This window comes from Paenibacillus riograndensis SBR5 (assembly GCF_000981585.1).
GTDB lineage: Bacteria > Bacillota > Bacilli > Paenibacillales > Paenibacillaceae > Paenibacillus_AQ > Paenibacillus_AQ riograndensis.
On sequence record NZ_LN831776.1, the window covers coordinates 5,969,085 to 5,982,706 of the forward strand.

General features: G+C 48.0%; 12 protein-coding genes. 2 read left to right on the forward strand and 10 right to left on the reverse strand.

The window, feature by feature from the left end; translation table 11 throughout:
• Window positions 1–133: 133 nt before the first annotated feature.
• The 8 genes from PRIO_RS25330 to PRIO_RS25365 all read right to left on the reverse strand — a co-directional run bounded on the left by PRIO_RS25330 (window position 134) and on the right by PRIO_RS25365 (window position 8,191).
• Window positions 134–1,054: an ABC transporter ATP-binding protein gene (locus tag PRIO_RS25330; protein ID WP_020427853.1), complete on the reverse strand. Its 921-nt coding sequence runs from the start codon at window positions 1,052–1,054 to the stop codon at window positions 134–136.
• Window positions 1,051–2,046, reverse strand: a complete 996-nt coding sequence (locus tag PRIO_RS25335) for an ABC transporter ATP-binding protein (RefSeq protein WP_020427854.1) — start codon at window positions 2,044–2,046, stop codon at window positions 1,051–1,053. The genes PRIO_RS25330 and PRIO_RS25335 overlap by 4 nt, the downstream gene beginning before the upstream one ends.
• A gap of 13 nt (window positions 2,047–2,059) precedes the next feature.
• Window positions 2,060–3,007: an ABC transporter permease gene (locus PRIO_RS25340; RefSeq protein ID WP_020427855.1), complete on the reverse strand. Its 948-nt coding sequence runs from the start codon at window positions 3,005–3,007 to the stop codon at window positions 2,060–2,062.
• Window positions 3,008–3,010: 3 nt separating this feature from the next.
• Window positions 3,011–3,943 carry an ABC transporter permease gene (locus tag PRIO_RS25345; protein WP_046507424.1) on the reverse strand — a complete coding sequence of 311 codons (933 nt, stop codon included), beginning with the start codon at window positions 3,941–3,943 and terminating at the stop codon, window positions 3,011–3,013.
• Window positions 3,944–4,167: 224 nt separating this feature from the next.
• Complete coding sequence (locus PRIO_RS25350; RefSeq protein ID WP_020427857.1) at window positions 4,168–5,883, reverse strand: peptide ABC transporter substrate-binding protein; 1,716 nt, start codon at window positions 5,881–5,883, stop codon at window positions 4,168–4,170.
• Between the two features lie 150 nt (window positions 5,884–6,033).
• Window positions 6,034–6,420, reverse strand: a complete 387-nt coding sequence (locus tag PRIO_RS25355) for a DUF3397 domain-containing protein (RefSeq protein WP_020427858.1) — start codon at window positions 6,418–6,420, stop codon at window positions 6,034–6,036.
• A 6-nt stretch (window positions 6,421–6,426) separates the two neighbouring features.
• Window positions 6,427–7,398 carry a ketopantoate reductase family protein gene (locus PRIO_RS25360; RefSeq protein ID WP_020427859.1) on the reverse strand — a complete coding sequence of 324 codons (972 nt, stop codon included), beginning with the start codon at window positions 7,396–7,398 and terminating at the stop codon, window positions 6,427–6,429.
• 142 nt (window positions 7,399–7,540) lie between these two features.
• Entirely contained in the window at window positions 7,541–8,191 is a 651-nt protein-coding gene (locus PRIO_RS25365; protein WP_020427860.1) for an RsfA family transcriptional regulator, read from the reverse strand.
• 343 nt (window positions 8,192–8,534) lie between these two features.
• On the opposite strand from PRIO_RS25365, the gene PRIO_RS25370 reads away from it, so the two are divergent.
• Complete coding sequence (locus PRIO_RS25370; RefSeq protein ID WP_020427861.1) at window positions 8,535–8,771, forward strand: DUF2626 domain-containing protein; 237 nt, start codon at window positions 8,535–8,537, stop codon at window positions 8,769–8,771.
• Between the two features lie 168 nt (window positions 8,772–8,939).
• The gene (locus PRIO_RS25375; protein WP_020427862.1) at window positions 8,940–10,073 is read left to right on the forward strand and encodes a coiled-coil domain-containing protein; all 1,134 of its coding nucleotides are present in this window, start codon (window positions 8,940–8,942) and stop codon (window positions 10,071–10,073) included.
• Here PRIO_RS25375 and PRIO_RS25380 read toward each other — a convergent pair.
• The gene (locus tag PRIO_RS25380) at window positions 10,065–11,297 is read right to left on the reverse strand and encodes an extracellular solute-binding protein (protein WP_046505265.1); all 1,233 of its coding nucleotides are present in this window, start codon (window positions 11,295–11,297) and stop codon (window positions 10,065–10,067) included. The two genes, PRIO_RS25375 and PRIO_RS25380, sit on opposite strands and share 9 nt — an antisense overlap.
• 516 nt (window positions 11,298–11,813) lie before the next feature.
• The gene (locus PRIO_RS25385; RefSeq protein ID WP_046501121.1) at window positions 11,814–13,268 is read right to left on the reverse strand and encodes a transposase; all 1,455 of its coding nucleotides are present in this window, start codon (window positions 13,266–13,268) and stop codon (window positions 11,814–11,816) included.
• Between the last annotated feature and the right edge of the window lie 354 nt (window positions 13,269–13,622).

The window sequence follows — 13,622 nt, forward strand, 5'->3', positions numbered from 1 at the left end:
GAAACCCGCAATGCCTCAATATCCCAAAAGTGTATTCATCCTTATATTCAAATAATAGGCGAGAGCTGAACGCTCCCGCCTTGGATGATGCTTGCGCTAAAATATGATATTACTGCAGACCTGAACGGTCAGCTTATGCGTATTGCTTGGCAACGAAGTGCCCTTTTGAAACTTCGACCAATTGATAGTCGCTGTCATTGGTTTTTTCGCCTGCAGCATAAATCGGAGAACCCAGTTCATCATGCAGATGAATGCGTTTCTTGTTCGCTTCAACCTCCGGATCCGGAACCGGAATCGCCGACAACAGCGACTTCGTATACGGATGAATCGGGTTAGCGTACAATTCTTCGCTCTCGGCCAGCTCGACCATTTTACCGAGGTACATTACGGCCACACGGTCACTGATATGCTTAACCATGGACAGGTCATGAGCAATAAAAAGATAAGTCAGTCCAAGACGGTCCTGCAATTCCTTCAGCAGATTGACCACCTGCGCCTGAATCGATACGTCCAGTGCGGAGATCGGCTCATCGCAGACGATGAATTTGGGATTCACGGCGAGCGAACGGGCAATCCCGATACGCTGGCGTTGTCCACCCGAGAACTCATGCGGATAACGTGTGGCATGGTCATGGTTGAGCCCAACCATATCCAGCAGCTCTTCAATCCGTTTTTTGCGCTCTGCGCGGCTTCCGGCCATTCCGTGAATGTCCAGCGCCTCACCAATGATATCCGAAACCGTAAACCGCGGATTCAGCGATGCATACGGGTCCTGGAAAATCATTTGCATATCGCGGCGCATAGCCTTCATTTTGCCCGCAGACAATTTATAGATATCTGTACCATTATATTTCACGCTTCCGGCAGTAGGTTCGTAAAGACGAAGCACTGTCCGGCCGGCAGTGGTTTTGCCGCAACCGGATTCCCCAACCATCCCGAGGGTTTCGCCTTCGCGAATCGTGAAATTAATATTATCAACAGCCTTAAGAACTTTTCCCTTGCCCACATTAAAATACTTCTTAAGGCCTTCAACTTCAATCAGGTTCTTACTCAAACGAACTGCACCTCCTTGGCCATCGAATGCAGATTCCAGCAGCGCGCCATGTGCGTTTCGCTGAATTCTGTTGCACCGGGATCGATTTGTTCGCAGACATGCATCGCTTCACTGCAGCGTGCTGTGAACGGACAGCCGACCGGCGGTTTGATCAGATCCGGGGGAGTACCGATGATCGGGATCAGCGGCTCGCCCTTCTTTTGGTCCAGACGCGGCATCGACCGCAGCAACCCTTTGGTATACGGATGCTGCGGATTTTTAAAGATTTCCCATCTGGTACCCGTTTCCACCACTTCACCCGCATACATGACGATGACCCGGTCACACATGCCGGCAACAACGCCGAGATCATGTGTAATCAGAATGATGGAGGTCCCCAGTTTTTGCTGCATATCTTGCATAACTTCCATGATCTGCGCCTGAATCGTCACATCAAGCGCTGTTGTCGGCTCATCTGCAATCAGCAGGGCCGGGCGGCAGGCCAGGGCAATGGCGATCATTACACGCTGGCGCATCCCGCCGGAGAATTCGTGGGGATATTGGTTAAAGCGAGCCTCCGCATTTTTGATGCCAACTAGCTTAAGCATCTCAACACCACGCTCTTTCGCTTCGGCCGCTGACATTTTCTGATGTTTGATCAATACTTCGGTTATCTGTTTGCCCACCTTGATCGTTGGGTTCAAAGAAGTCATCGGATCTTGAAAGATCATGCCAATATCTTTGCCGCGAATACTTTCCATTTGCTTCATGCTTTTGTCCAGCAGATTCTGTCCCTGAAAAATAATCTCGCCTTTTTTCACTTTGGAAGGAGGCGAAGGGATCAGCCGCATAATCGATTGTGCGGTCACACTTTTGCCGCTGCCGGATTCCCCGACGATGGCTACTGTTTCACCTTTGCCCACTTCAAAATTCATGCCACGGACAGCTTGTACTTCTCCGCCTTTTACAAAAAAGGAAACATGCAGATCTTTGACTTGCAGAATGGGTTCCATCAATATTCACCTCCTATTTCTTCAGCTTAGGATCCAGTGCATCACGTAGACCGTCACCAAAAATGTTAAAGGAAAGCATGGTCAAGCTTATCAGGATAGCCGGGAACAGGAAGCGCCACGGATAATAAAGCCAGCCAGTCAGTGAATCATTGATCATCGAACCCAGGGAAGCGATTGGAGCCTGTACCCCAAGACCGAGGAAGCTCAGGAACGCTTCAGCAAAAATGGCATTCGGTACGGACAAAGTAATCGTTACGATAATAGGTCCTACAGCATTTGGCAGCAGGTGACGGAACAAGAGTCTTTTGGAGCCGGCACCCATGGAGCGGGAAGCCAGAACAAACTCACGGTTCTTGAGCTGCATTATTTCACCACGGACAATCCAGGACATAGTAATCCAGCCTGTAATGGTCAGCGCCAGAATGATCGTCCCCAAGCTTGGTTCCATAACTACCAGCAGCAGGATAACCACCAGCAAGTAAGGAATAGAATACAAAATTTCCGATATTTTATTCATGACATTATCTACACGGCCGCCAAAGAAGCCCATAATACCGCCATAGATAACGCCGATGAACAAGTCGATAGCCGCTGCCGCCAAACCAACAATCAGTGAGATGCGTGCTCCATACCATGTACGGACAAAGATATCACGGCCCAGATCATCAGTGCCGAACCAATGGTCGGATGAAGGAGGTTTATTGGTGCTGAGCAAATCGTTGGAGTAGTAATTATATTTTGAGAACAACGGACCAATCAGCGAAGCCAAAACGATCAATCCAAGAACAATCAATGCTGTCATAGCCATTTTATTTTGGCGCAGCCGCTGCCAGGAATCCCTCCAAGCGGAAAGACTTTCACGCTGAATAACCTCTGCCTGCTTCTCATCAATACCGATTTTCTGAAAATCTTCCGGTTTCAGGTTCACATCCAGCGAACCTATATTTTTGTCAGATGCCAATCTTTAGCCCTCCTTTCCTCCACTTAGTTTGATCCGCGGATCTATAAGTACATAAGCTATGTCTGTAATAAAACGGGCCACCATGAGCAGAATACCATAGAAAATAGTAATTCCCATTATGACGGTATAATCACGAACACCGATGGCTTCCACAAACTGCTTACCGATACCGCCGATACCAAAAATCTGCTCAATAACTACTGAACCAGTAACGATGTTAGCTGTCATAGGTCCCATGTAAGTTACAATCGGCAAAATCCCGTTACGCAGAACATGACGGCTCAAAATAGTAAACCAGCTTAGGCCTTTCGCCTTAGCCGTCTTGATATAATCTGCGTGCAGCACCTCAAGCATACTCGAGCGGGTCAGACGTGCAATAAAGGCAATCGGCTGTGCCGAGAGCGCTGCTACCGGAAGGAAATAATACATGGGGCCCTTAAACCCTGAAACCGGAAACAAATGAAGCTTATAAGCGAACACATACTGCAGCAAAGACGCGACAACAAAGCTCGGAACCGCAATCCCAAGCACCGCCAGCACCATCGCGGCGCTATCAATAAATTTGCGGTGATAGAGTGCCGCCAGCATGCCGAGAATGACCCCGACAATAACCGACACGATAATTGCGACAACTCCCAGCTTCAAGGACGCTGAAAAGGTCTGTCCGATCAAATGCGTTACATCCTGATTCAGACGTTTCATCGAAACGCCCAGATCTCCTTGGGCAATCTCACCTAAATACTTAAAATACTGATGATAGAGCGGCTTGTCCAAACCATACTGCTCGTATAAACGCGCTTTAATTTCCGGCGGAACTTTTTTCTCGGAAGTAAACGGGTCCCCCGGAATAGCTTTCATCAGAAAAAAAGTCGCTGAGACAAGCACAAACAGCGATACAAGCATATAGAAAAACTTATTGGCAACATAACGAACCATCCCCATCAACACCTCCCCTGGCAATTTTTTGTAGACATACAATTGAATTTTATTCAAAAACCGGCGATTTGTCTATTTTCTAATTTTGTAAACTTGTGAAAACATTAACAAAAAGCCGCAAATACAAAAAAAAGGGATATATATGGAATTCCACATATATATCCCGAAGTGTACAGCTACCTTCAGATGAACTATCTATTTAATTTGGATGCTTAGATTGATTCTTAGTGCTCGAGCAGATAGCCGCGAGTGAAGTCAACAGCACCACTGAAGTCAAGAGTTACACCTTTGAGGTATTCTTTGGTCAGGGAGTTGTTTGTGTAGTAGTAAATCGGCATAATAACCATATCGTCCTGGATCAGCATTTTCTCAGCTGCTGCAAAGTCTTCTTGGCGTTTAGCCAGGTCAGTGCTTGCTTTCGCATCAGCAATCAGCTTGTCATACTCAGGGTTAGCGTAGCCAGCATCATTGTTACCGCCGCCTGTTACAAACATATCCAGGAAGGTCATTGGATCATTGTAATCCGCTGTCCAACCGGCACGGGCGATCTGGTAGTTCTGGTTTTGGCGGTTATCGATAAATACAGCCCACTCTTGGTTCACAGTGTTCACAGTTATGCCAAGACTATTTTTCCACATATCAGCAATTGCCAGAGCAATTTTCTTGTGGTTTTCACTTGTGTTGTAACTTAATTCAACCGGAGGAAGAGCAGTCAGACCTTCTTCTTTCAGACCTTCGGCAAGCAATGTTTTAGCTTGCTCTACATCTTCTGTGAAGTAGCTGTCTTTAATAGTATTACGGTACTCACCGTCAACACCGGCAATACCCGGTGGCACTAAACCAAATGCAGGAAGCTGGCCGCCCAAAGTGATGTTATCGATCAGGGCTTGACGGTTGATTGCCATAGTTAGTGCTTTACGAATCTTAACGTTGCTGAAAGGTTTTTCGGTAGTGTTGAAATAGTAGTAATAAGTCGCTGCGATACCTTTGGAAACAAATTCATTAGGAAGCTCTTTTTTGACTATAGGAAGTTGCTCTGATGGAATTTCACCATTAGGGTTACCGGCACGATCAAGCTCGCCGTTTTTATAGCTCAGCAATTCAGTTGCGCCACTGTTAACAATGGAGAAGTCAATTTTGCTAAGTTTAATGGAAGCTGCGTCCCAATATTTTTCGTTTTTAGTCACTTGAATGGCTTGACCAGTGGTCCATTCAGTCAGTGTGAATGCACCATTGGTGATCATTGTGTCTTTGTTGGTTGCCCACTTCGGATTACCCTCAACGGATTTGTGCACAGGGTAATAAGTATAGAAGGACAGCAATCCGAGGAAGTAAGGTGTTGGTGCTTTCAGTGTAACTTCAAGAGTTTTTGCGTCAACGGCTTTTACGCCAACTTGGCTGAAATCTGTAACTTTTTTAGTGTAATATTCTTCGGCATTTTTCAGGTAGTACAACTGATAGGCGTAAGGTGCAGTAGGATTTGTGTTAGGGTCGAGCACGATTTTCCATCCGCGAACGAAATCTGCTGCTTCTACTGGGTCACCATTGCTCCATTGAGCATCACGCAGGTGGAAGGTATATACCAGACCGTCAGCGGAAACTTCCCATTTCTCAGCAATTCCGGGCTCAGCTTGACCAGTTTCGTCATTCATGCGGGTCAAACCTTCATACATCGTTTTCAAAACAGTATTTGCCTGGCTGTCTTGAGCTTGCGCTGGATCAAATGTAGGTGGTTCTGAAGTCAGGTTGACTCTAAGTGTTTGGTCAGCGGCCAATTTCTCGTCACCGGTGCCAGTGTTCGTGCTGCCTTCATTGCTTGGCGCGTTAGTCGCCGCAGCGTTGCCATTTTTTGCATTGTTGTTTCCGCCGCAGCCAGCAAGCACTGTGCCGATCACGAGAACCAATGCAATCATGAGTAATAGACTTTTACTCTTCTTCATCTAGCAGTTCCCCCTAAATAGAATGTGGTATATGGTTTATGATTATACAACCAGTGGTCAAAAAAATCTAGAGCAATATTTTCTGAAAACACATTTTTTTTAAAAGTTAAAAATTTTGTGACATTGACGCTTTACCGGAGCAATGGAACATTACATGGCTTGTGATATGTAATGGATAAGGCCTACGACCATAAACAGCACGTACATCGTTCCCATAAAAAAGAATGACAGTCTCCAAACAGCCCGAAATAACCGTTTTCCGTCCACATTGCCTTTGAGGCGATTCTGGGCGCCTCCAATCAGTCCAGCGGATATTAATACAATAAGTAGTATAAGATAAAACCCGAATTGCGTTTTGAAAATGGTATTGAACAAGGCCGACACGGAAAAAAATAAAAATACAGTCGTAATATCCATAGCGAGCAACAAGGTATTTCTCTTTTCTTTTCTGAGACCTACCCCTATGAAATATACAATTAAAAAAGGAACAACCGGAATAACGCTTAATGAAATGAACGAATTCCGCAGCAATTCCAAACAGCCTCACCTCTCCTTCACATTCATGCCTTCTACCAACCGGCAAATCCAGCGGTGTAAAGGGGCCGCGATACCAGCTCTATCCGCCATCGCCACAATGCTCCCGTTAATCCAGCGAATTTCCGTTGCTCTTGAAGCAAGAACATCGGCCAGCATCGATGAAGTGTTGCCCGAGGTCGCCCGGCAAACCTCCAGTATGCCTTCCCACGCATCAGCGTCATAAGCGATGCCGCAGGCATCATATACGCTCGCAGCCTCGCGGTACAGTTCTTTCATTAACTGTATACGTTCCCCGGAGGCCGTCAGTTCGCCGTTCTGAATACGCCAGATCGCTGTAAGCGGGTTGATCACAGCGTTGAATAGCAGCTTCCGGTAAATCATGGTATCCACTTCTTTCGACATCAATGCGCGGAATCCTGCTGCAACAAGTGCCTTAGTCAAACTAATTGCTGCTGTTTCCTCCTCCAATCCTCCTTTTGCTGGATTTATACTTCTTCTTTTTCCTATAAAGGTTTCCCCGGTCCCTGCATGAATAATCTCTGTTAATGATTTTCTTTTGGCCGCTTCTGTGGTCACTGCCACCCAGACCGAAGCCTGCGGCAAGAGCTCCTGAAGCAGCTCCAGATGGCCATTGCCATTCTGAAAACAAACCGCATAGAGTCTGGCATCCCGAAGAGGGGCAAGAATCTTTGGCAATGTATCGTGAAAAGCATTCTGTTTAAGCATAATCGCCGTCCAGTCTCCCGGGACCCGGATTACGGTTTCTGCAAATTTGTCTATATTGCCTGCCCGAAAGCTGCTGCCTGTAAGATGAAGAGGAAGGCTTCCGTCCTCATAGCTTATGGTGATGCCCTGCCGGGATAATTCCTCCGCCTGTTCGTCACTCCGGCACCACAGTCTGACCTCTGCACCGGCGTGAATAAGCTTCCCGGCCAGCAGAAGCCCAAGGGAGCCTGCGCCAATAATATCGATTTTCATGCTGACACCTGCCGCCTTTTCGCAATTTTCCTAATTATATCCTTCGTTCTCCGGCAAAAGCAAAACCGGTCCTGTAAATACAAAAAACCCGCAAACACGGGCCATAAGCCACTGCGTGCGGGATTTGACGAAGCATGTGAGTTTATTCAATCCGTTCCAGATTGCCGTTTGCGTCCATTTTGAACCGGGTCTTCATTTCCTCTTCTTCTTCATTAAGAAAAGCGAGCCTTCGCGCCCGGTCCATGATTTGGATAAGCGCCTTGTAATCGTCGTTGACGACACGGTAGTCACTCTGAGCAAGATTAACCTCTTTGGATAACCTTTCATTTTCCAGTCTAAGCTCTGTTAATTCATCTTCCTTCTCCCGCAGGTCCCTTTCGAGCATTTTGAGCTGGCGGCCTGCTTCCTGAAAGCTGCCCTTCCACTGTCTCAAGAACCGGATTACGGCATCAATGGACAATGAATTTTCACCCAGCTCCTCGCTGCGGCTGTATTCCTCTTCAATGTCTCCGAGAATGAGACCTGCAACCTGTGCGCCTCTGGCGGAAGGCTGCTTTTTCAAGTAACTCCGCTTCTGGCGTTGACTTTTGGCAATACCGATTGCATCTTCATAGCTTTTGCGAACACAGCTGTTCCAGCGAAATCCGCATGCCGCCGAGGTTCTGCCGATTTTTTCACCCACCTCTTCAAAAGCAGCAAGCTGTGTGCTGCCTTCCCGGATATGACGCAGCGTTATTTCGGCCAATATCAAATCATCTTCTGCGCTCCAAGCGTCCTGTCTAACGGCTGTCATAAAGCCTAACCCTCCTAACAACATCATGAAATAACCATCTTCATAACCGGCAGCTCCGCCGGATAGTGAATAGGATAAAAGCTGCTTACTCCATTTCTATGCCTCTATTAGAGTTCATAGAATCTATTTGATACTAAATTGTATTTCCATTTTGACGGGACATCATACTTGTTATGCTATAAATTCTCCATTTTCTTCATCAGGCGTGAAGTCTATAACAAAAATCATATTTATCTCCGATTCACAACTTTTTTTCAATGAATTCGTTTACACCGTTTGTTTCAGCAGTTATAATAAAGCTCAAATAAGGAATCGCCGGATACTACAGGAGGGGGATGTTCTCTTGGACCGCATGTTTCGTGTCTTGGGTTTTTTTACGCTCGTTATCGGACTCATGGCTTTTGCCGGGGATTTGAAGGAAATGGCCCTGCTTTTCTTTTTGCAAACCGCTTTTTTCGTCATCCTGGGATATATGAAATTTACGGAGAAGACCTACATCCTGCTTTTCTGGGGATATATGATTTTGACATTTACAGGCTTCAGCTACTGGACCATTTTTGAAATGGGTCTGCCGTTGTAAGCTCTTTTTTTGCCAACAGGAAACGGAGGCTGTTCCTTCCATAAGGAGCGCTTCCGTTTTTTTGTGCGAATACACTAGGTCCCGGATAGAAAAGAGGGTATGATATTTTAACAGGGCTAATCATAAGATTAGTACATACATATTCTGATCCTATAAGGTGGTGGAGTGGTGCAACCCCGCAATAATCGAAGCCGTTATACAGTTATGCTGCTGATCCTGCTCTGCTTCACTGTGCTGCCGCTGACGCCTCCTGCCTTTTTGTCCGCTGATCCCGGTACGGGCCTGACGGCTGCTCCTCCTGACATGCCTGACAACGAAGAAACCCGCAGGCTGCTGGAACAAACCCTATCCTCAGCAGAAATTGAACAGGAGATCGGCCGGATCAGCTCTGAGCAAAAGGCACTGGAACAACAGGCAAGTATGCTGGAGAAAAGAGCCTCTGCTCAAAAAAATGCCATTACAGACCAGCAGGAACGGGCCGGTGCCATCATCAGGTCTTATTATATGGGAGAAAGAGATGGACTCCTGGCAGCCGTGCTCTCGGCCAAAAGCATTAGCAGACTGCTGGCCTTGTATGATTATTATGAGATTGTGATCGGACGGGACCAGGATATCCTGTCTCAATATGAAGAAGAGTACAAAAAGCTGAAAGCGACCCTTACTGCAGCGCAGCGCAGCACACAAGAGCTTGCAGAGCTTAAAGCTGTGTTGGAGGAGCAGAAGGCCCGGATGGCCATCCTGAATGAAGATATTGAAAGCGGCATTCAATCCAGCAGTGATCCGGCAAGAATGAGCGCCTTATTAGAGGAATTCACGAAGTATTGGGAAAATATCGGGATTCACGAAGTCAAAACCTATTTTAAAGCCCTGTCATCCGCCATGAAGCACCTGCCGCAGTTCGTGCAGAGCCGTGACGGCATTCTGACCCGTAAAGGCATGACGTATCATCTGGCCTTGAAGGAAGAGGATTTGAACGAGTTTCTGGTGTCGCAAAACCCTTTGTTTCAGGATTTCGCCTTTCACTTCAATAACAATGAAGTCACAGCCTCCGGCAAAAGCGGTGGATTATCGATGACGCTGACCGGACATTATACGATCCAGGAGGAACCGGTCAACGGGCTGATGTTCCATGTAGATCATGTGTTGTTCAACGGGCTGGAGCTCCCGGACACTACCCGCAAAGCGCTGGAGGAAGAATTCGACCTTGGTTTTTATCCGGAAAAAATCGTCTCCTTCCTGCGTGCTACCGAGGTAAGCAGTGCGGACGGTGTACTGCATGTGAAGCTCTCTCTGTCATTCTAAGGCTTCAGCCACCGCTGCGGTGTAGCCCGCCGGGTCAAGCTTGCCTGTCAGCAGCTGTGTCACTGCCGCCGAGAGTTCCGCCCAGCCGCCTGCCGATTCATGCTCAAGGTCAGCTTCGTCAGTGAAAAGCAGCGCGGTGTCAAAAGGCAGCTTCACACTCTCCGGCAGCCCGGAACGGTACAGCTCATCCAGCGCCGGAAGCCGCCCCGTATTCTTCAGCCATTCCAGCTGTGCAGCGCTTGAAGTGACATAGGCAAGCCATTGGACAGCGGCCTCCGGATTGCCGGACTGTGCCGGAAGAGCAAAGAAACGGCTGTGAATTGCCTCATACCTTAGCCCGCTGCTGTCAGTGAGCGGTGCTTCGGCAGCCAGGGATGAATTCCCGTGGAGCTGCCATTCCGACAATGGAAGAGCGGCAACTGCTATTGTGCCATCCTGCAGCTTATCCCAGATCTCCGTATTCGTATTCCTGGTGAGATAGAAATGGCTGCCCGCGTATTTTGTCCATTCCAGCAGAGCCGGATTAACAGACTGCAGGCTGCCGCCCATGCTCTCCAGAACAGCGGAATATCCATAAGGATTACGGGTATCCATCGCCAGTAAATATTGCCGCTTACCCGGATGCTCCCGGATGACCTTAAGCAGTGCATTCCACTGCTCCAGGCTTCTGGGCAACCCTGCGATTCCCAGTTCCGAGAAATGCTGCGGCGAATATACAAGCACATAGGGGTCAATATCAAGAGGAACCCCCCAGTCATAGCCATTCCACTGCATTTGCGGGATCAGTGTGGTTAGCGGAGCACTTCCGGGGACACTCTGGTAAATATCAACCGGAAGCAAGTAACCCTGTGTAGCCAAATCCGTGATGCTCCGGCCATCCGTCATTACAATATCCGGACTGCTGCCAATCGTCAGGTCTTGCTTCAGAACCCCGTCTGCCTCACCACTGTCCACATTGCTTAGGTTGACTTGGGTTCCGCTGGACAAGCTGTAATTGTTGCTGATCCGCTGCAGTTCATTAAATTCCTCATTGCTTAGGGACACCCTGATATTCAGACTTTGAATCCTGTCTTTATCCCCGGAAGCAGGACGCTCCGATTGATTCAGCTGCTGCTTCAGCGGATGGGCATCTTCCCGGGTATCCAGCTCCATGCTGGGGGACAGGCTTGTCAGCGACAGCAATAATATAGCAAACAGCAGCCAGTAGTTTCTCCTTCTCAGCACGTTTCTTCTCCTCCCGCCTATAACTCGTCTTCCCCATTTTACCAGAAGCCTCTTCGCTTGTCTGCCGGGTTGAAAACGTTCTCTTTCTATTATATAGGTGTTGGTGGCGAACGCTGAAAACTCTGCGGCATTGGGCCATTCCATGAAAGCTTTGGACTTCCGATCGCTGTTATCCTCAGATTTCCTGATTTGAATTACCGCCGCCGCGGTAGAAATCCGAGGATAAAGGCGAACGCTGCCGCTTCTCCAGTTCCAAACTTTCTTTCCATTCTTTTGCCGCAAAAAAATCCATCCCTCGCCGTTCCTTGGGGGCGCAATGGCAAACAGCCGGGAGTGCTCTCCCGGCTGTTTGCTGAAACCAGATCGGCCTGCAGGCTTGAGATAGCCTGCAAACCAACATACATCTTATATACTGGCATATGCCGCCAGCAATCTATTGCACTTTAGAGTCAATTTCATAATTCAGTTTGCTGAATAGCAAGACTCGGCCAAAATCTAAGGTCATTTTTTAAAAAATCAGGCCACTTGCTGGGAGTTGCGTAACCGCTGGTTTAACTTGTCTAGCGCAAACTTGCTGAGATTGTAAGCTAGTGTACTGAGCTGGAAATCAACTCTTGCCCGGACGCCGCGGTGACGCGTACGTTTCATGCCAAAATACTCTTTAAGATATGCAAAAACTCGCTCCACTGCCGTACGCTTCTTGTACAGCTCTGTAAAGCTCTCGCTACCTCTTGCGGGATAGGTGTGCTTGCGTAAATCCGTTTGTATGCGGATTTTAAACACCTTTTGGCAGCCGGAACCGGAAAGTGGACAGTCTTTGCACTGGCTCGGCTGGGTATACTTCAGCGTTTCGTACTTGGCATCAAAACTGTCGTAGCGGTAGGTATGCCCCTGTGAGCATACGGGATTGTAGTCCGAGTTCATTCCCTTGGGCGGCTCTTTGTGGTGAATCATTGGAATCGTAGGATAGGCGCCTAACGAATGAATCAACTGGTAGATGGCTGCGCTGTCGTACCCTTTGTCTCCCAAGACATGCTTTACGTTTAACCTAGGAAACTTCAGGAGCAGGCCTTTGAGAAGGATAACCGCCATGCGCTGGTCATTCAAATTCGCCGAACTCCATAAGCCACTAAGAATATACTGACAGTCCGCATCGACCAGCAGATTTGCCTTGAACCCGTAATAACTGGTAAGTCTACCTTTCGCATTTTTCTTGTCACAACGCGCGGCATGCCGGGGTAATGCTGCAAGCAATTCATCGTACGTGTAGGGCAGCATCTGTTCAATGGTTTTCTCAAACGGTCCTAGGCTCTCTTCATAAGCTTCCCGTTCCTTGCGCCGACGTTCCTTTTCTTCAGCAGAAGGACGTCCAGGCGGGTAGACGGGTTTTTTGGGCCGCTCGTCCACAGGCTCGGACTCGGGCTCGGTGAGTTCTAGCTGCAGCTGCTGAGCCACCGGAGCATCACTTGGCTTTTTAGCACGGCGGGCCGCGCGGCGTTTGGATGCAGCTTCGCTAAATAGGCTATCCCAAGCCTCAACGATAGAGGAATCCAAAGCGAGATGCATACCCGTAACGAACTCTTCCTCCAGGGCGGACAGCACCAGAGTATCCTGAAGGTCCTCGAGCATGCCCGTTTGCTCAAGCACATGAATCAAACGGGAGTACGAGGCTTCGCTCGGGATGCGGTTGGAACCGGTGAACCGGCACTGCACCCGAAATTCCTCGCTGAATCGAAGTCGCCGGACCAACGCGGATACAAACTCGATGCCCTCCATTTTTGCGATGAGCAGCGAGTAGATCATCGCGGGTACGTTTAGTTCTTCCGGCCGCCCACGGTTGTTCTTTTTTCCAAGCGCGTGCAAGACCGGAGCGAGATTTAAGTGTTCAAAGATCTGACTGTATTTATCTTCCGGTCGCATCAGCAACAAATCCTCAAAGGAAAACAGCTCTTCTTGCCGAATAGAATACATGGGGATTACCTCTTTTCATTCTCGGATGTTGGTTTGGTCACCTATATCTTCGAGATTTGGGGAGGTACTCCCTTTTCTATGCTCAAAAAAACCAATCCTAGCAAGGGTTTTGAATTATGAAATTGTCTCCTTTATACACTCAAATTTGCAATAATCTGCCCCATTTTGATTTCTATTGCACTTTGTACACTAGATTTCCCAAATTTAACTCAAAGAGGGAGTATTTCTTAAAATCTGTTGCACGAAATACAGCAGACTGCGTCGAGGCAGCTATTTCTCCCTCATTCTGTTGTATAAAGTGCAATCACACTAACTCTGGTTCTAGTTACGACTAAGCAAGCGCGACTGAGCTAG